This window comes from Neobacillus sp. Fa239 (genome assembly GCF_055395235.1).
Genome location: NZ_AP041611.1, coordinates 5406445 through 5430066, shown reverse-complemented (window position 1 = coordinate 5430066; position 23622 = coordinate 5406445). Strand labels below are relative to the sequence as shown.

Sequence of the window (23622 nt, the reverse complement as noted above, 5' to 3'; positions counted from 1 at the left end):
ATGAATGTGATTGAGCTTAATAACCTGACAAAGACATATGGAACACAAAGAGGCATATCGAACATCAGCTTTAGCGTCGAAGAAGGTGAAATCTTCGGGTTTATTGGCCCAAACGGTGCCGGCAAATCAACGACGATCCGAACGCTTCTTTCACTCATTTATCCCACCAGCGGCAGCGCCACTATTTTTGGAAAGGATACCATCAAATTCGCTCCAGAAATTAAAAAGGAAATCGGCTACCTGCCATCCGAAGTCTTTTACTATGACAACATGAAAGTAAAGGACCTGCTGAAGTACTCCGCCAGCTTCTATAAAAAGGATTGCCGCAAAAGGATGAATGAATTAGCAGAAATCATGGACCTTGACCTCAACAAGAAAATTGATGATTTATCCTTTGGGAACAAGAAAAAGGTCGGGATCGTTCAGGGGCTGCTGCATGAACCAAAGCTCATCATACTGGATGAACCGACAAGCGGCTTGGATCCCTTAATGCAGCAGAAATTCTTTGATTTATTAAAAGAAGAGAATCAAAAAGGAACGACGATTTTATTCTCCTCCCATATTTTGAGTGAAGTTCAAAAACTTTGCGACCGGGTTGCCATCATCAAGGAAGGCAAACTGATCAAATTGGAAAAAATAAGTACCTTAAAAGAAAATAATCATAAAAAGTTTAAGGTGGAAACGAAGGCGCCAATTGAGCATTTCAATATACCGGGTGTCACCAATCTGGAAGTGAAGGACCATCATCTCAGCTTTTTGTATAGCGGCAATATCAACCTGATCATGAAAAAACTATCGGAAATCGATCTGACCAATCTTTGGATTGATGAGCCGGACCTAGAGGAAATCTTTATGCACTATTATGAGAAGGAGTAATCGGCCATGAATATGTATCTCCATGAGTTGAAGGCCTATCGGAAATCAACGATTATATGGACGGTTTCTGTTGTGGCATTAATGGTCTTCTTTATGTCTCTTTTTCCTGGTTTAACAAAGGATGCCGATCAATTCAAAAAGCTGCTTGAAGCCTATCCGGAAGGGGTAAGGAAAGCCTTGGGCATTTCACTAGACAGCATTACCTCCCTATTAGGCTTTTACTCTTATACGTTTTCTTATGTGGTATTATGCGGATCGATCCAGGCTATGAATCTAGGAACCTCGATTCTTTCAAAAGAGATTCGTGAAAAAACGGCGGACTTTCTGTTAACAAAACCGGTCACGAGGAAACAAATTGTCACCGCCAAGCTGATGTCCGTGTTGACCTCCATCGCGATCACCAATATCGTCTATCTGGCAGCAGCCGTTATAACGGCAGATGCCGTCAGCAAAAAGTCATTTGATATGAACAGCTTTTTATTAATTTCACTTACGGCGTTCTTCATTGAATTGATGTTTATTGCACTGGGAATATTTATTTCAGTGCTTGTGCCGAAAATTAAATCCGTTTTGCCGATCTCACTTGGGACGGTATTTGGCCTTTTTATCTTAAATTTGTTTGGCGCGGTGATTGGCGAAAAGGCTGTTCGCTATCTCACACCATTTAAATATTATGACACGGCTTATATAATAAAGCACTCAAACTATGAAGCTGCCTTTATCATCGTTGAAGTGGTGTTCATTATTGTGACAATAGCCGCGAGTTACCTGATTTATTCCAAAAAGGACATACATGCGGTATAAGGGGGTGCGGTCATGAATTTATTTTTACGGGAAATGAAAGCGACGAGGAAATCATTGATTATTTGGTGTATCTGCCTTTTGTTTATGGTAGTAGCCGGGATGAGCAAGTACGAAGCGTATTCTAGTTCCTCGGGTCAATCGATCAACGAGTTGATTTCGCATATGCCGAAATCCCTGCAGGCGCTGATGGGGGCAGGAGTTTTAGATTTATCCTCCATCATTGGGTTTTATGGGATGGTGTTCGCTTATTTACTAATAATGGCGGCCATTCACGCGTTAATGCTTGGTGCGAATATCCTGGCAAAGGAAGAGCGCGATAAAACAGCCGAATTTTTAATGGTGAAGCCGATTTCGAGAACGAAGATCGTCACGGTTAAGCTTGTGGCGGCACTTGTCAATATCCTGATATTTAACCTTGTTACCTTAATCTTTTCTCTCATAATGGTGGCTAAGTATAGTAAGGGGGCACCGCCGCATAAAGAAATCTATCTCTTACTCACCGGATTGTTTCTCTTACAGCTCATTTTTATGACTATTGGCACAGGAATTGCTGCCGTGAGCCGGAAGCCAAAACGGGCTGCTTCTTTTGGCACAGGAATTCTCCTCATCATGTATATTCTATCGATTGCCATTGATATGAATCGTAAATTGGAAGTTTTAAAATACCTGACTCCTTTTAAATATTACGAAGCGAAAACGGTATTGGTAGACGGAGCGCTTGATCCCGTTTTTGTGACAGTGACTTTTGCTGCCATCGCTGTTCTAATGGCTGTTACGTATGTTTTTTATAAAAAAAGAGATCTTCATGTTTAAAGGATAACCGACATTCGTTCGATTATTTTTTTTATTGCATATTTATTATTTTGTTTGTCGGAATTTAACGAATAATTTATTTTTTCTAATATAATAAATAGATTGACTATTAAATAAATTCTGAATTAAACTAGAGGTGCTATCCAAAAAATAGAAAAGGGGGAAATTTTTTAGCAAAAAAATAGTAGTTTTATAGTATGAAAAAAGGGGGAAAAATGGTGAAAAAGAGAAGTTTACCGCTCTTATTGATTTTACTAATGGTATTCTCTAGCGTTGCACAAGCCGCACCGCTGTCAGCAGGACAGAGCGTTGCAAGCCAAGTAGCTAAAGCTGTGCATAATTATTCAAAATCAATAAGTAATAGCACTGAAGGAAAGAAATATAAATTTGGTGATAAGGTTCGTGTCATTGTTGAAGTTGATGGAGCTCCGGCCATTACATATGCAACTCAGCAAGGCAAACAATATAGTGAACTATCAAAATCTGTAAAAGCACAACTACAAAGCAAAATACTTAATAAGCAACAGGCTGTTAAAAATCAGATTGAGCAGAAATCAATCTCGATGCAATATAAGCAAAATTTCACAACTACATTTAATGGATTTAGCGGTGTGGTTGAATATGGGCAAATCCCAGCCATTAAAAGCATTGATGGAGTTACAAATGTAACGATTGCTCATGAAATTCAGCGCCCTGAAGAACAGCCTGATTTGAAATATAGTAAGGCGATTGTGCAGGCACAAGAAGCATGGGATAACTATGGCTACAAAGGTCAAGGGATGGTTGTTGCCATCATTGATACCGGAATTGACTATACCCATAAGGATATGGTTATAAGTGATCCTTCTCAAGCTGCTTTAACGAAAGATAAAGTAGATTCACTTGTTGCTGAAAAAGGGCTGCCTGGTAAATTCTATACAAATAAGGTTCCATACGGCTATAACTACTATGATGAAAATAGTGAAATCAGGGACCTGGGTCCAAATGCCTCCATGCACGGAATGCACGTTTCCGGTATTGTTGCCGCAAATGGTGATGAAAACAATGGCGGAATTAAAGGGGTCGCCCCTGAAGCACAATTACTTGCTATGAAAATTTTTGGTAACGATCCTGAAATGAAATCTACTTGGAGTGACATTGAAATCAAAGCCATTGATGATTCAATCAAACTTGGTGCCGATGTCGTTAATATGAGCTTGGGTTCTACAGGCGCATTTGTTCAGCCTGATGATCCTGAACAGGAAGCTATTCAAAAAGCAGTAGATAATGGCGTGTTAATGTCCATTTCAGCTGGTAACTCCAATAACATTGGTGACGGTTATGCAAATCCATTCGCGACTAACCCAGATAAAGGTGTAGTAGGTGCACCTGGATTAGCGAACAGCTCTATTCAAGTAGCTTCTCTTGAAAACAGCTATATTGATTTAGATGCGATTACCTATTCCGTTGACGGAACAGTAGGTGGAAAGGCTCCATTCCTTTCTGCAAGTTCAGTAGATCCGAATAAACAAACACAAAAGAAATTTGAAGTCCTTGCGGCAGGAATTGGTAACCCTTCCGACTTTGAAGGTAAGGATTTCCATGGAAAATATGCATTAGTTAAACGTGGAACGCTTAACTTTGTAACTAAAACATTAAATGCCCAAGCTGCGGGCGCTGCAGGGATCATCGTTTACAACAATACAGATGGCTTTGTCAGCATGGCAACGGAAGCAGACATCACCATTCCTCAATTATTCATGTTAAAGAGTGACGGAGACAATCTGAAAGCACAATTAGATGCTGGCAAAAAAGTAGAAGTGGAATTCCAGGGTGACAAAACAACTGCTGTCAATCCAACAGCAGGCCAAATGTCTAGCTTCACATCTTGGGGTGTAACACCGAACTTAGACTTCAAACCTGAAATCACAGCACCAGGTGGAAATATTTATTCCACTTTAAATAACAACACTTATGGTGTAATGAGTGGTACTTCAATGGCTGCTCCACACGTTTCAGGCGGATCTGCATTAGTGCTTGAACGCGTGAAAAAGGATTTTGCTAACCTTACAGGCGCTGAAAAAGTACAAATGGCGAAAAACCTATTAATGAACACAAGTCAGGTTGTCATTGATAAGGGCAGCACATATAATAAAGCTCTCGGTCTGAACAACCCATATTCACCTCGACGTCAAGGTGCCGGTTTAATGCAATTAAATGCGGCTTTAAGCACACCTGTCGTGGTAACAAATACTGCAACAAATGAAGCAAAAGTTGCTTTAAAAGAAATTGACGGCAATAAAGCAACATTTACGCTGAAAGCTCAAAACTTCTCTGACAAAGATGTAACCTATAAAGTGAATGGGAATGTGCAAACTGATTTAGCATTATTTAATAAAGATGGTGTACCTGTTGACCAAGGCGAAGCTCAAGGAATCTATAAAGCAGATGGCAACTTTGATCCTAATACAGGTGTTGGCGAATTCCCAATTTCATTTAGCCAGGATCAACTAACCGTTCCTGCGAATGGAACTGCAACTGTTGACGTTACTGTTGATTTATCAAATAACGTTGATTGGGCATATGGCGCTCCACTAGACCAAATTTTCAAAAACGGCTATTTTGTTGAAGGTTTCGTATCTTTGACAGATGTGAGTGATGTAAATCCAGTTATTTCTGTACCATACGTAGGCTTTAAAGGTGATTGGAATAAAGCACCGATCTTAGATGACATGATCTATGACAGTAAAGCTGTTACTTCCTTCTATAAGCAAGCAGGAATGCTTACTCATGCTGGGAAAGATCAAAATGGCAACGACAATTTCGATTACTTAGGATACAATCCAGTAGATGCTTCTTTAAAATCCAGCACAATCGCTATTTCTCCTAATGGAGACGGTGTGAATGATGATGCAATGGCATATCTATCATTCTTGCGTAATGCAAAAACAGTAGAATATAAAATCGTAGATAAAGACGGAAATGTTCTACGCAAAATTAAATCCGACGAATATGTTCGTAAAAACTTTAATGATGGCGGAAGAGGACTTCAAGTTTACTTAGATCCATCAACTGCTTGGGATGGAAAAGTAAATAACAAAGTCGTTCAAGATGGTCAATATTATTATGAAATTGACTCTACCCTTGATTACCCAGGAAAAGATCCGCAAGTATTGAAGGTTCCAGTTACTGTTGATACAGTGGCACCAAAAGTTTCCGCAAGCGTTTCTGGTGACAAACTAACGATCAATGGATCGGATGATGGTTCAGGTATCGCTTATTATGATGTTTTGGTAAATGGTACTTCTGTTTTTGGTGAAAAGGATAAGCCATTAGCAGGAAATACTACAAGCTATACATTCAAGGAAACTCCAAAGGTTGGTTCGACAGTTGATGTAGTGGCATATGACTTTGCAGGAAATAAAACGGATACAGTGGTAGATGGAGTTAACGATACAACGATTCCTTATATCTACGTTACATCCATTGGTGCAACAAATGCTTATACTACACATGAATTACCTGTTTCCGGTTATGTGACCGATGAATCAAAAATTCGTGAAGTAACAGTTAATGGTAACCCTGTTGACTTAACATGGAACGCTGATAAGAAAGAATATGATTTCAGCACAAAAGTTACCTTTGATAGTGATGGAATTTACGCTGTTCCTATTTCAGCTACAGATGTAGCCGGAAATACCATTTCTTATAAGGTTCGCGACTTAATTATTGATGCAACGGCACCTGTCATTAATGTCGATGCCCCAACAAACGTGAAAGCGGATGTGGATTCTGTAGACCTTCATGCAACGATTTCGGATAATTTTGATCAACTCCGTTATTTTGTAAATGGAAATGAAGAATTCTACAAGCCTTCTAATGGATTATATGAAATGAATGGCGTCAGCCAGGATGTAACCACACATGTTTCACTTGAACCAGGTAACAATACCTTCACGCTTAAGCTTGTTGACCGTGCGGGTAACGTTACAACGAAAGAAGTCAATATCTTCCGCCGTGCAGCGACACATAATGTGAGCTATATTTATAACGGCCAAACATATTTGAAAGTACCTGTTGCTGATGGTGGTACCGTAACAGCACCACAGGTTCCAAGCTTCCCTGGTTATACGTTTATTGGCTGGTATAAAGATGCAAGCTTCAGTGCAAAATATGACTTTAACGCTCCGATTACAGATGATACAAATATTTATGCACTTGTCGTTCCAAATCCTGCTGCACCAGCATCTGCTAAGGCGGCATCTGCAGGATATGATAAAGTAACCGTCAGCTGGTCTAAAGTAGCCGGTGCAGTTGGTTATGATGTATACCGCTCAACATCCAAAACAGGTACATTTACAAAAGTTGCAACCGTAAGTGGCAGCGCAAGCAGCTACACGAACAGCGGTTTAACAACTGGTAAAACTTATTACTATAAAGTTGTGGCTTTTGCGACTGTTGATGGAACAAAGGTAACTGGTTCTGCTTCAGCAGTAGTAGGTGCTGCACCAGTTCTTTCCGCACCAACAGGTCTTAAAGCTTCAAAAGTCAGCAGCACTTCAATTAAGACTTCTTGGTCTTCAGTGAGTGGTGCAACCGGCTATGAATTGTACCGTGCCACTTCTAAAACTGGCAGCTATACGAAGGTGAAATCTATTTCTTCTACTAGCTACACTAATAGTGGCTTAGCGAAAGGCAAAACTTATTATTATAAAGTTAGAGCCTATCGTTCTGTGAGTGGGTCAAATGTATACAGCTCATACTCCAGCGTTGTATCACTTGGCTTATAAAAATAATTGATAGCAATGGTTTGAGGATGCCTTTCGTTTTGGGGCATCCTCTTTTATTATTCTTCTCTTCTTAATAACTGTCGAAAAAATATTACCTTTTATGAAATATCGACATTCAAGGGCTAATTCTGGTCCTTTTTTGTTTTGTTGAGGGCTTTTTTGTAAAGAAATAACCTTTTTGTTTTACCAAAATATTACTAATTTTTCAAAAAAATAGTGATAAAATTCTTTTTGTAACTAAATCTACTACAAAAGGACTATGTTTAAGTTTTAGTAGTTTTTTAAAAGTAGATTGAATCTTAAAAAAAGGAGGGGCATTCTAGCTTACAAACAGATATCAGAGGGGGAGAAAAGCAATTGGTTAATTGGAAAAAATCACTTGGCATGACCGTACTATCTGCAGGACTTGTTTTTAGTTCATTTGCACCGATTTCTTTTGCGAAGACATCGACATCGCAGCCACTAATTATGCAAAAATTCATTAAAAAGCAAACGAATAGTGATACGGCAAAATTGCCCTTTCTTGATCAACATAGCGGGGGTCCATTCGATATGGGACTCGTAAATGAGGACAAAATACTTAAGCTTTTAATCAAGCAAGGTATTGTAAGTAAAAATGCTTCTAAGCGTGTGAAAGAACTGCAGATGCAGTCTTATTTTGCAAAGCGTGCGGATAAGGCTGCAGCACTAGGTACGAATCAACAAGAAATGAAGAAAGTCCGGGCAGCTATGCAGAAAAAAGCAGGGCTTAAGATTAAACCTGCAGGGGTCCCAAAAGCCGAAAGTACAACAAAATCAAATGTAGTTGCGAATAATTCCTCCGTAGTTGGACCTCTTAAAAAGGATAATTGGACGGGTACAGAGCGAAAAGATAAGGTTCTTGTTTTGTTAATAGAATACCCTGATGCACCACACAATCAAATTACGGAAGCAGACAATCCTGTGTTACTGTACAGCAATTACAGCAAGCAGCATTATCAAGATATGATCTTTGGAAACAATGGTTATACGGGGCCAAACGGTCAAAAATTCCTCTCGGTTAAACAATATTATGAACAGCAGTCAGGGGGAAGCTATACCATAGATGGTCAAGTATCAGATTGGTATCAAGCAAGCCACAATGCAGCCTATTACGGTGCAAACGACCCGCAGTATGGAAGTGATCAAAACCCGCGTGCCTTAGTCCAGGAAGCATTAGCACACGCGGCTCAAGATCCTTCTATTAATTTAAAAGATTATGATCAAGAGGATCCGTTTGATCTAAATGGTAATGGTAATTATCATGAACCGGATGGAATCATCGACCACCTCATGGTGATCCACTCTGGTGTGGGAGAAGAAGCCGGCGGTGGTTCGCTGGGTGCCGATGCGATTTGGTCACATAGCTGGGATTTAGGCCAACCGACTGCCATTCCAAATTCACAGTCAGATGTTGATTATTGGGGAGGCCAAATGGCTGGCTATGCCTATACCATTGAACCTGAAGACGGCGCCTCTGGTGTTTTTGCCCATGAGTTCGGACATAATTTGGGATTGCCGGATGAATACGATACTGGCTATACACATGGCGGAGTTGGAGCGCCAACTGGGGCCTGGACCATTATGTCGCAGGGTAACTGGGCAGGGAAACTTCCTGGAACAGAACCGACAGGCTTTAGTCCATATGATAAGAGCTATCTCCAATCCACGATGCCAACACTGAACTGGTTTAAGGATGTTGAATATAACCTTAATGATCTTAAAAACGGAAAGAACGTTAAATTAGATGAAGCAAGTGTGAAGGGGACCAATGCGGATGGCGTCAAAATAAAACTTCCGGATAAATCCACAACGGTTAATAAGCCTACCAGCGGTCAGTATGAATACTTTAGCGGCAGCGGTAATAATCTAGTCAACGGTATGATTACCCCTGTTGATTTAGCAGGGAAAACCTCTGCACAATTAACATTTAAAACATGGTATAACATTGAAAAAGATTTTGACTATGCCTATGTAGGAGTTTCGACAGATGGGCAAAATTTCATTCCACTCCCGGGAAATATCACATCAAATGATAATCCATATGGCCAAAATCAAGGAAATGGCATAACGGGTAATTCGAATGGCTGGCGAGATGCAACTTTTGATCTTTCCGCATTTGCAGGACAGCAAATATATCTCATTTTTGCTTATGTGACGGATCCTGGCGTTGCCTTACCTGGCTTTTATGTAGATGATATTCAGTTGACAGCAAACGGAAATTCCGTTTTAAGCGATGATGCTGAAGGGACGAATTCGCCATTTATGTTAGCTGGATTTGAGAAGAACAATGGTATTACCATGACCAGTCAATATTATCTATTAGAATGGCGTAACTATGCCGCCGCTGATGTCGGCTTAGCTCATTTGGCAGAAGGAAACTCCTTATTGAGCTATGATCCTGGTCTTGTTGTCTGGTATGTTGATAATAAGTATACCGATAACTGGGTCGGGGATCATCCTGGCGATGGATTCCTCGGGGTGGTGGATGCCCACCAGGAAACAGCCTATTGGAAGGATAGCAACCCGTATGATGGATATGATGAATTCGGGCCTGCAGGAACATTTGAGCAAATTCAGGATGCTGCCTTCTCATTACGCAAAACGGATAATACTTATTTAGACTATAGAGATCTTTTCGGAACCTATCTGTCTTTAAATTCACAGCCTGCAGCGACTGTATTTGATGATTCAAGGGATTACAGCAATGCTGGTCAAATCTATGCAGGCCGCGACATTCCTCAGTTTGGCTTGAAGATACATGTTACCGGTCAAGCGAGTGATATGTCTGTTGGAGCAATCGAGCTTCATGCAGGTACCAGTCATTCTATTCAGCTAAATCCATTAAGCAAGTCAGTGTATTCTAACCAAAAAGGTTTTAACCAAGTATCTGTTTCGGGACTCGTCGATGATGACGGTTCTGGTGAGAGCTTGAAAGTGAAATATGAATTACTGAATAGTAAAGCAAAGGCGATCTCCAGTTATACTGAGACCTTAACAGGACTCTATCAATCTTTCGTCCATACCCTTACATTGCCTAGTAAGACAACTACAGGAAATTATTATGTAAAGGTGACAGCAACCGATGAAAGCGGAAAGTCAATATCTAAACAATTAAGCTTCAAAGTGGATAACGATGCGCCAACTGTAATAGTAAATCATAACGGCAGCACCACGGCAGTAAAAACTGTATCTGTAAAAGTCACTGTTAATGGAGCCGTGTCAAGCACACTCGGTTATGTTTGGACGCAGTCACAAGCAGCCCCTGCCACTGGCTGGAAGACCTTTAAGAGCGGTTCAACCTTAACCCTTTCAGGTAAAAAAGGAAAATGGTATTTACATGTACGGGCGAAGGATTCAGTGGGGAATTCAATCAATTGGAATTCGAAGTCCTTTAGTTTAAAATAGTCTAGCAAAGACATTCAGGCTGAACCTAAAGGTCATTACCTTAGACCTTTTAGCTCAGCCTTTTTTTTATTTCGCCATTTGTATCCATTTATTAGCCATTCTATGGCTTCCTTTTTTTATGCAATTTCCATTTTCTATTTTAAGTATATATGTTTTTTTTTGGAACATAATATGTTTTTGTAGTGAAGTTTACGTCCAATAAGTATTGGGCGTGAGCTTTTAAAATTTAATTATATTGATTACATGTGTTAATATAGTTCAAAAAGGAGGAGAAATACATGACTGAAAATCAAGCCTTACCACCGAAAACCTGTACAATTGATCGACTTGTAACGGTAGCAGACGATGTTCAAAAGGTTCTTACAGGAGCCAAAACAGCAACGCGCCGCAATGGAAGATACGCGGATCCAGGGGAAATTATGACCCTTGAGGGCCGTCAATTTATTGTGGAAAAAGTATATTCGCAAAGCTTGGGTGAGCTGACAGATGATGACGCCCGCCGCGAGGGCTTCGAATCTGTCGAAGACTACAAACAATCGATTCTCGCCATGCACCCGGGTATGCCGTGGCTGCCGCAAATGAGGGTGTGGGTGCACGAGTTTCGTCCTGTAGAATAATAAGTACATATATGGGTTTTTGGGCAACAGTTCTTTTGATTAAAGGACTGTTGTTTTTTATTAATGGGCGGTTCCAAATGGCCAAAATAAGAAAAAATGCAGCTGTTCGGTAAATAGGAGCGTCTCCAAAAGCCCGAAATGAGGAAAAAAGCGGCTGTTCGGTAAATAGGAACAGTTCCAAACTGTTTAAAAATAATTCGCATTCCGAAGTTTTAAAATTTGTTTATTGAATCAGGTCGAAATTATAATAGATTTATCTATCAAAATACTTCCTCATTACAAAACCAGGGGTGAACATAACGTGAAATTTCTTAACAAATATATAAGGAAGTATTGGAAGCTTTTTTGTACTGCCATTTTATTTGTAACCTTTGAGGCGATTTGCGACCTGTTGCAGCCGACCATCATGTCTAAAATTATTGATATTGGGGTGGCGAGCCGTGACATCCACTATGTTTTGAAAATGGGCGGGGTTATGCTCTTGATAACGGCATTCGGAGCAGTGTCGGCCTCGACCAGAAGTGTCGTGGCCAGTACGGTTTCACAAAACTTTGGAGCCGAGCTGAGGTCCGATTTATTTAAAAAAATTCAGACGCTCTCCTTTAGCAACATTGATAAGTTTGACCGCGCTTCCTTAATTACACGGTTAACCAATGATGTAAACCAGGTTCAAGTTTTTGTAAACGGTTTAATGCGCGTCTTTGTAAAAGCCCCGTTATTAGCCATCGGTGGATTGATCATGGCATCCCGCTTAAATCTCCGCCTTGCGGTCGTCCTTGCGGTTGTCGTTCCAATCGTGGCGCTTTTGATCGTCTTCAATATGAGAATGGGCTTCCCGCTTTTCTCGAAGGTGCAAAAGGCGTTAGACCGGGTCAACGGTGTTATGAGGGAATATTTATCAGGCGTCAGGGTGGTTAAGGCTTTTAATCGGATTGATATTGAAATCGAAAAGTTCGGCGTGGCTAATAATCACTTTAAAGATCAATCGATTTCAGCTACAAGGTTAATGTCTATTTTTAGCCCTGCCATCATGCTCACCGTAAACCTTGGTATCGTTGCTGTGCTATGGCTGGGGGGGCTGGGAGTGAGTTCAGGCCATATTCAGGTTGGTCATATAATTGCATTTACCAACTACATGACCCAGATTTTATTTTCATTAATGGTCGTTTCCATGGTTTTCAATTGGTTTGTCAGGGCCAGAGCCTCAGCCGGAAGAATTGGCGAAGTTTTCTTAGAGGATAATCTGCAAACCTGGAAGGAAGAAGTGGGCGAACTTCCATTTGAAAAAGGAAGAATTGATTTTGAGAATGTTTCCTTTTCCTATGAGGGGATGAATGGTGAGGCTGTTCTAAAAAATATTAATCTGACGATTCTCCCTGGAGAAACTGTAGGAATCATTGGTTCAACAGGATCAGGAAAAAGCACGCTGGTCGGGCTGATTCCTCGCTTTTATGATGTAACCTTGGGAGCCATCAAAGTGGATGGTGAGGAAATTGGGCAGGTGGATCCGAAAAGGTTAAGAGAGAAAATTGCGATGGTGCCGCAAAAGACGATCTTATTTACAGGTAGTGTCGCTGAAAATATTCGCTGGGGCAGTGAGCAGGCAAGCACGGAGGAAGTCGAAGCGTCCGCAAGAATAGCTGGAGCCCACGAATTTATATCAGCTGCACCGGAAGGCTATGATACATTAATCGGTCAAGGCGGCGTCAATTTTTCCGGCGGCCAAAAGCAGCGGATTTCGATTGCCCGTGCGTTAATCAAAAATCCGGAAATATTAATATTGGACGACAGCACTAGTGCAGTCGATGTCGCTACTGAAGCGAAGATTAAGGAATCCTTGAAAAAATACGCAAAAGGACTTACCTGCCTGTTAATTGCCCAGCGGATAACCTCCATTATGGACGCCGATAAAATTGTCGTATTGGATAATGGCGAAATTGTCGGAGTTGGCAAACATGAAGCATTGTTAAAAGAAAGTAAAGTCTATCAGGAAATCTTTCAATCTCAAATGGGTAAGGAGGTGCTGTAAATGGCGAAGGAAACTGTACAGCCGCAAACCCCCCCGCCCATGCCGGGCAGACCTGGCGGCTTTGGAGGTGCCAATCGCAGAGGTGCCCCTGTTATTAAGCCAAAAAACTTAAAGGGAACTCTAAAGAGGCTGTGGCATTACGTTGGGAAAGAACGAAACATGCTTACCGTTATTTTTCTGTTTATTGTGATTGATTCTGTGATAACGCTCTTAGCCCCTTACCTAATTGGTAAAGCAGTTGATGCCATGAGCCTTCATAAGGGGAAAGTGGATTTTAGTGTACTTGAAATAACAATCGTATTATTAATCATCGTCTATTTCTCAGATGCGATTCTTACCTTTTTGCAAGGCTGGCTGATGGCAGGTGTTTCACAGCGAATTGTGAAGAACCTCAGAGATGCCCTTTTTAATAAAATGCAAAAGCTGCCGATTGCCTTTTTTGATTTAAGAACGCATGGCGAGCTGATGAGCCGGCTGTCGAATGACGTAGATAATGTAAGCAATACGATTTCTCAATCCACCACACAGCTCATGTCGGGTTTGGTAGTAATTGCAGGATCGCTGATTATGATGATTGTTTTAAGCCCTATTTTGACGTTAGCGAGCTTAATTACCGTTCCTCTTGTCTATTTACTGACCCGGACGATTGCCAAACGGACGAGTGTCTTGTTTAAAGGAAACCAGATCCAGCTGGGGAAATTAAATGGTCATGTGGAAGAGACCATCTCAGGTATTCATGTCGTCAAGGCATTTAATCATGAAGATAAAGTGATCGAAGAATTTGACGAGGTCAATGAGAAGCTCCGCGAGGTCGGCCTCAGGGCGCAGATTTGGTCCGGCTTTTTGATGCCGATCATGAACGTCATCAATAATCTTGGCTTTGCGGTTGTGGCCGTGGTCGGGGGAATCCTCGCCGTTAAAAGCTTAATCACGATTGGAGCGATCGCCAGCTTCCTTACCTACTCAAGACAATTCGTCCGGCCGCTTAATGACTTGGCCAATATTTTTAATGTATTGCAGTCAGGTGTGGCGGGTGCTGAGCGGGTTTTTGAAATCCTCGATGAGCAAGAGGAGCCGGCGGATAAAGAGGGTGCGATACAAATAGAAAACCCCAAAGGTCATGTTATCTTTGATAATGTCACCTTTGGGTACCGACCTGATGTGCCGATTTTAAAAAATATCAATTTTGAATCGCCAGTTGGAAGCAGTACCGCATTGGTAGGGCCGACAGGGGCTGGAAAGACAACGGTTGTTAATTTATTAACGCGTTTTTATGATGTGACGAGCGGCAGGATTCTTTTAGACGGCCGAGATATCCGCGATTATACGAGGGACTCCTTGCGCAGATGCTTTGGCTTTGTTCTACAGGATACGTATTTGTTTTCAGGAACAATCAAAGAGAACATTTTGTACGGAAAGCCTGATGCGACTGACGAAGAAGTCGAGGCGGCGGCTAAAATGGCCAATGCCGATCCCTTTATTAAGCGCCTGCCCAATCAATACGAAACCGTTTTGTCGGAAAATGGCGGAAACTTAAGCCAGGGACAGCGTCAGCTTTTGGCCATTGCAAGGGTGATTTTGGCAAAGCCCTCCCTGCTTATTTTAGACGAAGCCACGAGCAGTATCGATACACGCACCGAACTGCATATCCAGTCAGCCTTGTTAACGTTGATGGAAGGCAGAACGAGCTTTATCATTGCCCATCGATTGAATACCATCCGTGATGCCGATACCATCATGGTGATTGATCAGGGGCAAATCATTGAAAGCGGTAGTCACGATGCCCTCATGCAGCAGCAAGGCAGGTACTATCAAATGTTTTTCAATCAGTTTAAAAATATGGAAGGGGCATTGGATTGACCGTGCTCCCGTAGGTCTGGTTCGCTATAAAATGCGAATCAGACCTTTTTTCGGTCGGGAAAATTTTAATCTATCGATAAGATTTGGGAAATATGGTTCGTTCCTTTCGGAGCGAACCATATTTTTTTGTCGAAATTTTAGGACAACTGTAAAGACACGTGTTAAAATACTAAATGGCAATAGATGCACTTTTCATACCTAAAACTACTTTTAATGGGAATAATTTTATTAATGAATCTCTAACTGGGGGGAACGATGTGATCAACGAACAGGATATTTATAAAAGAGGGGCAGCAATAAACAAAGATGCCTCCAGCCGGAAATTGCTTGCCATTGCCGGGACAGGCTGGATGTTTGATGCCATGGATGTGGGAATGCTTTCCTTCATCATTGCGGCGCTTAAAGAGCAATGGAAGCTAACCCCTGAGCAAATGGGCTGGATTGGCAGTATCAATTCAATCGGAATGGCTGTTGGTGCCTTAATCTTTGGGTTAATGGCGGACCGAATGGGCCGGAAAAATGTCTTTATGATTACCCTTTTGATTTTCTCCGTTTGCAGTGGAGCATCAGCCTTCAGCACAACACTCACGATTTTCCTTGTACTAAGGTTTTTCATTGGGATGGGGCTTGGCGGTGAACTTCCAGTCGCGTCGACACTTGTCTCCGAAAGTGTACCGGTTGAAAAGCGCGGAAGAACGGTCGTTTTATTAGAAAGCTTTTGGGCGGTTGGCTGGTTAATTGCCGCATTGATTTCCTATTTCATTATTCCAAAATTCGGCTGGCAGGTAGCCATGCTCATTAGTGCAATTCCGGCATTATATGTGCTCTACTTACGTTTAGGTTTGCCTGATTCACCCCGCTTTACGTCGGTAACGAAAAAAGAAAAGATCTCTGCCTCACAGGGTCTTGCCAAATTATTTTCTAAAGATTATAGCCGGCAGACCACCATGCTGTGGATTGTTTGGTTCTGCACCGTATTTTCCTATTACGGAATGTTCCTATGGCTTCCAAGCGTCATGGTCTTAAAAGGTTTCACCCTAATTAAGAGCTTTGAATATGTCCTAATTATGACATTGGCACAGCTGCCCGGCTATTTTACAGCGGCATGGTTAATTGAAAAGTTCGGACGAAAATTTGTTTTGGTCGTCTATTTAATTGGTACCGCTATAAGCGCTTATTTCTTTGGAACAGCCAACACAACGGCCCTTTTAATGGGATCCGGAATATTATTATCCTTCTTTAATCTTGGGGCATGGGGCGGCTTATATGCCTACACCCCTGAACAGTACCCAACCATCATCCGCGGAACCGGAACCGGAATGGCTGCTTCATTTGGCCGAATTGGCGGCGTGCTCGGTCCACTCTTAGTCGGGTATTGGGTGGCACAGAAAATGTCCATTCCAACGATCTTTACCATCTTCTGTATTGCTGTCTTAATCGGGGCTGTCGCAGTCTTTTTCTTAGGTAAAGAGACAAAGAAAAAAGAATTAGTATAATGTTTTAAGGAGAGATTTCTTTTACGGGAGTCTCTTTTTTTACTTTATAAATAATATCAGAATTATTCGAAATTCAAGAAAAAACAGGTTTTGACATGATTTTACTACGGTAACGTGATAAAAACACTACGGAAACCGTAATAATTTAAATATTGTCTTTTTTCAAAACTATTTTAAAATAATGGACAATTTTACTAGACTTATAGAGATATATTTTGTACAATGTTTTCAGAATATTATTTTTATTAGGAACAGTAAGATAAAAAACAAACAGGGGGTAGACTTATGAAGAAGAAAAAAGTAACAGGCGTTATCGCATCATTTTTGGTTGCGGCAAGTGTTATGGCCGGCTGTAGTGCTTCAACTAGTGGAAATGCCGGGGGAAACGGAGATAAAGTAATTAAAATTGGAGCAAACCTTGAACTATCCGGCGGTGTAGCTTCTTACGGTCAATCAATTAAAGAAGGTATTGACTTGGCAATTGCTGAAATCAATAAAAAAGGAATCGATGGAAAAAAATTAGAGCTTGTTAGTGTCGATAATAAATCCGATGCTTCAGAAGCAGCAAACGGCGCCATCAAGCTTGTCAGCCAAGATAAAGTATCCGCGATCATTGGTGCGGCAACAAGCGGTGATACATTAGCGCAAGTACAAATTGCCCAAGGTAATAAAGTGCCTATCTTGACTCCTTCTGGAACAAGCCCAGATGTTACTTTTAAAGATGGCAAGTTAAATGATTTCGTATTCCGTACATGCTTTATCGATCCATTCCAAGGAACGGTTGCAGCTAACTTTGCAACAAATGAACTAAAAGTGAAAAAAGCTGCCATCATGATTGACAATGCAAGCGATTATGCAAAAGGTCTTGCGGCTTCCTTCACAACCGATTTAACTAAAAACGGCGGATCAGTTGTTTCCAAAGAAGCTTATGTGGCCAAGGATACTGATTTCCATGCAACATTAACACGTATCAAAGCTGCAAATCCTGAATTTATCTTTATCCCTGGTTATTATGAAGAAGTGGGGCTGATTATTAAACAAGCCCGCGAAATTGGTCTCAATGTTCCAATTATCGGTGCTGACGGTTGGGATTCTCCTAAACTTGTAGATTTAGCAGGAGCTGCTGCCTTAAATAATACGTATATCACCAACCACTATTCTTCTGGTGATACAGATGCAAAAGTACAAGATTTCGTAAAAGCATTCCAAGCAAAATATTCGAAAGCACCAGATGCCTTCAATGCATTAGGTTACGATTCAGCTAACTTTATCGCGGATGCGATCAAACGTGCCGGCAGTGCTGACCCGCAAAAAATTCAAAAAGCACTTGCAGAGACAAAAGGTCTTTCACTTGTAACTGGAACAATGACACTTGATCAAAAACATAATCCTATTAAATCAGCTGTTATCCTTGAATACAAAGACGGCAAACAAACATTTAGAACAAAAGTTAATCCTCAATAAAATAATGAACTAAAAGAATAGGGAGAATTTATGTCTCCCTATTCCAATTTATAGAGAATTGAAAATCAAAATAGTTGAATGTCCTTTTGAAGGAGTGTATAGGATGGAATATATCCAGCAGATAGTCAACGGCATTTCCTTGGGCAGTATTTATGCTTTGATTGCCTTAGGGTACACGATGGTATACGGTATAGTAAAACTTATCAATTTTGCTCATGGAGACGTCTTCATGATTGGGGCATTTATTGGATTTTATTCAATTACTGTTTTTCATTTAAATTTTTTCCTGGCTTTAATCATTTCCATGGTGGTTTGTGCGATTATCGGAGTCCTTATTGAGCGGATTGCGTATAAACCATTAAGAAATGCGACTAGGATTGCAGCCCTTATAACCGCGATTGGGGTATCACTCTTTATTGAATACGGGACCATTTATGTCCGCGGGGCACAATTAGCGGCATATCCCGACAATCTTGTTCCATTTAAGGATATTAAAGTATTTGGTGTAATCATCAGCGGACAGTCCTTGCTCATTTTGGGAACATCGATTGTTTTAATGCTATTGCTTCAGTTTATGGTTCACCAAACCAAAATCGGGAAAGCAATGCGTGCGGTTTCTCATGATATGGATGCTGCGCGGTTAATGGGGATAAATGTTAATAATACGATTTCCGCAACCTTTGCGATTGGATCGGCACTTGCTGGTGCCGCTGGTGTTATTTTTGGCATGTATTATACGAAAATTGACCCGCTAATGGGGATTATTCCAGGATTGAAAGCATTCGTTGCCGCTGTATTAGGCGGAATTGGCATCATCCCTGGTGCGATGGCGGGTGGGCTTGTGCTGGGCGTAATTGAGTCGCTCGTAAGTGCATTTGGCTTCTCATTGTGGCGTGATGGTGTAGCATTCGTGGTTTTAATTTTAATCCTGATTTTCCGCCCGGCCGGTCTTTTTGGAAAAAATATCAGGGAAAAAGTATAGGGGGTGGCTAAACGATGAAAATATTAAAACAAGCTAAGGGATTCTGGGGCTCAATCGTTTTAGCCGTAATCTTCGGAGTGGTAACACAAGTTCTAATCAATGGCGGAACTTTAAACATCTTCTATGTAAATACATTGTTTAATATTGGAATTAATATTATTCTTGCAGCAAGTCTGCATTTAATCATTGGAATTACCGGTCAGTTCTCCATTGGCCATGCCGGATTTCTGGCAATTGGGGCGTATGCTTCTGCCATAATGACCATGAAGTTTTCGATGCCGTTCCCGATTGCCTTATTGGTCGGAGGTGTCGCAGCTGCTATTGCAGGTCTTATTATTGGCATCCCAAGTCTTCGTTTAAAAGGAGATTATCTTGCGATTGCCACGCTGGGCTTTGGAGAGATTGTCAGAATTATCTTTTTAAATATTGATTATATCGGTGGCGCGAGCGGGATGACCGTTTCCCACCTCACCACATGGCCATGGTTGTTTGCCTGCGTGCTGGTGTCCATTGTAGTTATCGTCAACTTTACTAATTCTACACATGGTCGTGCTTGTATTTCCATTCGTGAAAATGAAATCGCGGCCGATGCCATGGGGATCAATACCACCTATTATAAGGTCGCAGCCTTTGCGATCGGCGCATTTTTTGCCGGTATTGCCGGTGTGTTATATGCACATAACTTTTATATCATCCAGCCGACAAACTTTGGATTTTTGAAATCATTTGATATTTTAATCTTTGTTGTGCTTGGCGGTTTAGGCAGTATGTCAGGTGCTGTCATTGCAGCGATCCTTTTAACGATCATTTCAACCTACTTACAAGACTTCCCGGAACTGCGAATGGTTATCTACAGCTTAGTATTAATCGTGATGATGCTTTACCGTCCACAAGGATTATTAGGAACGAAAGAAATTACCTCTTTCTTTAAAGGCCGGAAATCCGTTAAAGGAGGAGTTCAAGATGCAAGCAAACAAACCGTTGCTTAAAGTGGAAAATGCAGGAATCCGATTTGGCGGATTAAAAGCAGTATCAGACGTCAACCTTGAATTAAAGCAGGGCGAATTAGTTGGATTAATTGGACCAAACGGAGCTGGTAAAACTACTTTCTTTAACCTTTTGACAGGTGTTTATGTTCCAACAGAAGGAAGTGTTAATTTAGACGGGGAAAAATTAAATGGCCTGGCTCCCTATAAAATTACCAAAAAAGGAATCAGCCGTACCTTCCAAAATATTCGCTTGTTCAGTGAATTATCAGTTCTCGATAACGTAAAGGTTGCCTATCATTCGCTTGCGAAGCATTCCATGTTGAGCTCGATCTTTCGCCTCCCTTCCCATTTTTCCGGGGAAAGGGAAATGGAAGAAAAGGCCATTGAATTCCTAAAGATTTTTAATCTAGAAGGATTTATGCATGAAAAGGCAAAGAACCTGCCGTACGGTCAACAGCGCCGGCTCGAAATTGCCCGTGCGCTTGCGGCAAATCCTAAGTTGCTGCTTCTTGATGAACCGGCTGCCGGGATGAATCCGCAGGAAACCGAAGAATTGATGAAATTGATCGCATTAATTCGCGAGCGATTCTCGTTAACCATCTTACTAATTGAGCATGACATGGGTCTTGTAATGGGTGTATGTGAACGCATTTATGTACTAGATTCCGGTCAGCTAATTGCTGAAGGTAACCCTGAGCAAATTAGGAATAATCCTAAAGTCATCAAAGCATACCTCGGTGAGGAGGTCGTCTCTTAATGTTAAAAATAAATGATATTGATGTATATTATGGTAATATTCATGCCTTAAAGGGTGTTTCCCTAGATATCAATCAGGGTGAAATTGTTACATTAATCGGTGCGAACGGTGCGGGGAAAAGTACTTTGTTAAAGACAATTTCAGGATTACTAAAGCCGAAAAAGGGTGAGATCCTTTTTGAAGGAAAAGCCATCGGCGGCAAAGTGGCGCAGTCGATTGTGAAGCTTGGTTTATCCCATGTTCCAGAAGGACGCCGTGTGTTTTCTAATATGTCCGTTGAGGAAAACCTCGAACTAGGCGCATACCTAAGGAATGATAAACAAGGCATTCGTGAAGACTTTGAAAAAGTTTATCAGCTTTTCCCTCGCCTTCATGAGCGGAAGAAACAGCTGTCCGGCACGCTCTCAGGTGGAGAACAGCAAATGCTCGCCATGGGCCGCGCTTTGATGGCACGCCCTAAGCTTTTACTTTTAGACGAACCGTCAATGGGACTTGCCCCATTATTAGTGAAAACGATTTTTAAAATTATTCAAGAAATCAATCAAACCGGAACGACCATATTGCTGATCGAGCAAAACGCGAATATGGCGTTATCGATTGCTGACCGTGCCTATGTCATTGAAACCGGAAAGATTGTCGTCTCCGGCTCATCTCAAGAGCTTAATCAGAGCGATCAAATCAAAATGGCCTATTTGGGCGGACATTAAGAAAAGGGGTATCGATGTCGATACCCCTTTTTCAACATTAATATTATTTTTCTAGACCAGAGTGCTCTCGATCCAGGCTCTCAAAGATAGAAGCATCAGTTTTTTTAACAGAAGTGTCCTCGAGGCATGCGTTCAAGGACACAAGTCGTAGATTTTTAGACCGAAGTGTCCTCGACCAACCATTTATTATTATATGTCCAGATCCACCTGCTCCCGTTGTTTCGGGCTCAATTGATGTCTGATTTTTATCGCGTAATCCTCAAAAAGCTGCTCTAATCCCACCGAGGCAAGTGAAAATACATCCGCATAGTTCTTCGTGACTTCCCATTTCAATTCATTTTTCCCGCAAATGCTATAGCGGTTTAATTCTTCAATTTCCTTCTTAATCTTCGCTAATTCCCCAGCCTGCTTCTCTTCGGCAAGGGCGAGCAGCTGATCAATTTTATCAATATAAGTCATTGATTTTTCAATTTTCTTCTCAATATCAAGGAAACCAGCTGGATCGATTAGCCCATATTTCAGCTTAAATTGATTGAGCCGGTTTGCCGCCTCATAAGTGGCTTTAACAATATCGTCTCTTGTCATTTCATTGGTTTCATAGCTTAACATATGCTTCCAGGAAGGCTGTGCAATCGCCTTGCGGTGGTCTTCAAGCGTACGGCAGAATTTTTTGTAGCCGTACCGTTCCGGATGCTCAAAGGCCGGGCTTGCCGGATCAAGGAAAGGTGCAAGCGGAGCAACAAAGTAATAGAGTCGTTGATTCTGCCCGCAGTCAAGATGAATTTGCTCGCAAAATTCGATGTTTTCTAAGGCGCTCTCATAGGTCTGACCGGGTATGCCGACCATGAAAAATAAATCTATTTTTTTGCAGCCGTGTTTTAATGCGAAATTTAGCGTATCAATGACCTTTTGATTGGTACAGTTAAATTTCCCGTTTAAACGCCGCAAATCTTCATCATGGGTTTCAAGCGTGATTTCAATACTATATTTTGGAACGCTTTCATTGATTTTTTCAAAGTATAGTTCATCGGCATATTGAAACAATTCAAAGACAATTTCATTTTTTACTTTGACTTTTTTAAGACGGCTAAAAAATTCATCCACATATTCCGGACCGCCCTGCCGGAGGTCATGGAGAATAAAAATAGGTGCGCGGCTAAAGCGCTGGATAAATTGAATATCTTCGATCAGCTTCGCCGGTGATCTTAAGGCAAGGGCATTTCGTTTGCAATTTTCGTGATAGGCATCCCTTGAACCACCGCAGATGAGGCAGTTTTGCGTGCAGCCTCTCGCTGTGAGTAAAGCCGTGTTAGGGTATTGCAGCCAGCCGTTATAGGGCAGCGGGTCTAGGAAACTATGATACTTGAACACGGAACGAATGGTATACCGGTAGCCAGGCACATCAAACTCATCCAGATCCTTCGGGACATAGGTAAGCGGATTGCAGCCGTATTCGTTGCCGTTCTTCCAGGTGAGGTTCGGGATATCTGTGTAGTGGGTATTTCCTGCTTCAATTTTGTTCATTAATAGGAGCATAAGCTTTTCAGTGGAGTCACCGCGCATCACAAAATCGACGCATGGATATTCAATGAGCTCTGTATGATAGTAGGTTGCGGATAGTCCGCCAAAAATAATGGGAGTTTCTGGGTGGAGTTTTTTCACAATTTTGGCGAGTTCAATGCTGCCATGGGCATGGGGGAGCCAGTGTAGATCAATTCCAAAAGCACTTGTATGAAGGCCGCGCAATTTTTTTTCTACATCAAAGTTTTGATTCATCAGCATCCGATTGGCAATATTGATAATTCTCACCTTTAGCCCATACCGTTCCAGGTAATCAGCGATGCTGGTCAGTCCAATGGGATACATTTCAAAGACCGGTGATGACGGTACCACGTCACTAATAGGTCCTGCAAGGAGGGAATTTTTGCGGAAATCATAAACACTTGGTGCATGCAACAAAACTAAATCGTATTTCATCCAAGTCACCTTCTATTGTAAATTATTCCAATTCACTTTAGTTTACAATAATTTTT

Annotated in this window: 15 protein-coding genes; 14 read left to right on the top strand and 1 reads right to left on the bottom strand. The window is 41.4% G+C overall.

Annotated elements, in window-relative coordinates; genetic code table 11:
* The 14 genes from ACZ5XR_RS26815 (at position 1) to ACZ5XR_RS26750 (ending at position 21589) form a co-directional block, all read left to right on the top strand.
* Positions 1 to 876: an ABC transporter ATP-binding protein gene (locus tag ACZ5XR_RS26815; RefSeq protein ID WP_464499480.1), complete on the top strand. Its 876-nt coding sequence runs from the start codon at positions 1 to 3 to the stop codon at positions 874 to 876.
* 6 nt (positions 877 to 882) lie between these two features.
* Positions 883 to 1680, top strand: coding sequence for an ABC transporter permease subunit (locus ACZ5XR_RS26810; protein WP_464499479.1), 798 nt, complete (start codon positions 883 to 885; stop codon positions 1678 to 1680).
* 12 nt (positions 1681 to 1692) lie between these two features.
* Complete coding sequence (locus ACZ5XR_RS26805) at positions 1693 to 2493, top strand: ABC transporter permease subunit (RefSeq protein WP_464499478.1); 801 nt, start codon at positions 1693 to 1695, stop codon at positions 2491 to 2493.
* A gap of 215 nt (positions 2494 to 2708) precedes the next feature.
* Entirely contained in the window at positions 2709 to 7262 is a 4554-nt protein-coding gene (locus tag ACZ5XR_RS26800) for a S8 family serine peptidase (RefSeq protein WP_464499477.1), read from the top strand.
* A gap of 357 nt (positions 7263 to 7619) precedes the next feature.
* A complete protein-coding gene (locus ACZ5XR_RS26795; RefSeq protein ID WP_464499476.1) occupies positions 7620 to 10688 on the top strand; it encodes an immune inhibitor A domain-containing protein in 3069 nt (1022 codons plus the stop codon).
* 278 nt (positions 10689 to 10966) lie between these two features.
* Entirely contained in the window at positions 10967 to 11305 is a 339-nt protein-coding gene (locus ACZ5XR_RS26790; protein ID WP_464499475.1) for an ASCH domain-containing protein, read from the top strand.
* Positions 11306 to 11606: 301 nt separating this feature from the next.
* Positions 11607 to 13334, top strand: coding sequence for an ABC transporter ATP-binding protein (locus tag ACZ5XR_RS26785; RefSeq protein WP_464499474.1), 1728 nt, complete (start codon positions 11607 to 11609; stop codon positions 13332 to 13334).
* Positions 13335 to 15194 carry an ABC transporter ATP-binding protein gene (locus tag ACZ5XR_RS26780; protein WP_464499473.1) on the top strand — a complete coding sequence of 620 codons (1860 nt, stop codon included), beginning with the start codon at positions 13335 to 13337 and terminating at the stop codon, positions 15192 to 15194.
* A gap of 350 nt (positions 15195 to 15544) precedes the next feature.
* Entirely contained in the window at positions 15545 to 16690 is a 1146-nt protein-coding gene (locus ACZ5XR_RS26775) for an MFS transporter (protein WP_464502448.1), read from the top strand.
* Positions 16691 to 16975: 285 nt separating this feature from the next.
* Positions 16976 to 18154 carry an ABC transporter substrate-binding protein gene (locus ACZ5XR_RS26770; RefSeq protein WP_464499472.1) on the top strand — a complete coding sequence of 393 codons (1179 nt, stop codon included), beginning with the start codon at positions 16976 to 16978 and terminating at the stop codon, positions 18152 to 18154.
* Positions 18155 to 18257: 103 nt separating this feature from the next.
* Positions 18258 to 19136 carry a branched-chain amino acid ABC transporter permease gene (locus tag ACZ5XR_RS26765; RefSeq protein ID WP_464499471.1) on the top strand — a complete coding sequence of 293 codons (879 nt, stop codon included), beginning with the start codon at positions 18258 to 18260 and terminating at the stop codon, positions 19134 to 19136.
* Positions 19137 to 19150: 14 nt separating this feature from the next.
* On the top strand, positions 19151 to 20125 hold the full coding sequence (locus tag ACZ5XR_RS26760) for a branched-chain amino acid ABC transporter permease (protein ID WP_464499470.1): 975 nt from the start codon (positions 19151 to 19153) through the stop codon (positions 20123 to 20125).
* Positions 20100 to 20882, top strand: a complete 783-nt coding sequence (locus ACZ5XR_RS26755; protein ID WP_464499469.1) for an ABC transporter ATP-binding protein — start codon at positions 20100 to 20102, stop codon at positions 20880 to 20882. The genes ACZ5XR_RS26760 and ACZ5XR_RS26755 overlap by 26 nt, the downstream gene beginning before the upstream one ends.
* Positions 20882 to 21589 carry an ABC transporter ATP-binding protein gene (locus tag ACZ5XR_RS26750; protein WP_464499468.1) on the top strand — a complete coding sequence of 236 codons (708 nt, stop codon included), beginning with the start codon at positions 20882 to 20884 and terminating at the stop codon, positions 21587 to 21589. The genes ACZ5XR_RS26755 and ACZ5XR_RS26750 overlap by 1 nt, the downstream gene beginning before the upstream one ends.
* 189 nt (positions 21590 to 21778) lie before the next feature.
* On the opposite strand, the gene ACZ5XR_RS26745 is transcribed toward ACZ5XR_RS26750, so the two are convergent.
* Positions 21779 to 23566 (bottom strand): TIGR04190 family B12-binding domain/radical SAM domain protein, encoded by a 1788-nt coding sequence (locus ACZ5XR_RS26745; protein ID WP_464499467.1) that lies wholly within the window; start codon positions 23564 to 23566, stop codon positions 21779 to 21781.
* Positions 23567 to 23622 lie beyond the last annotated feature (56 nt).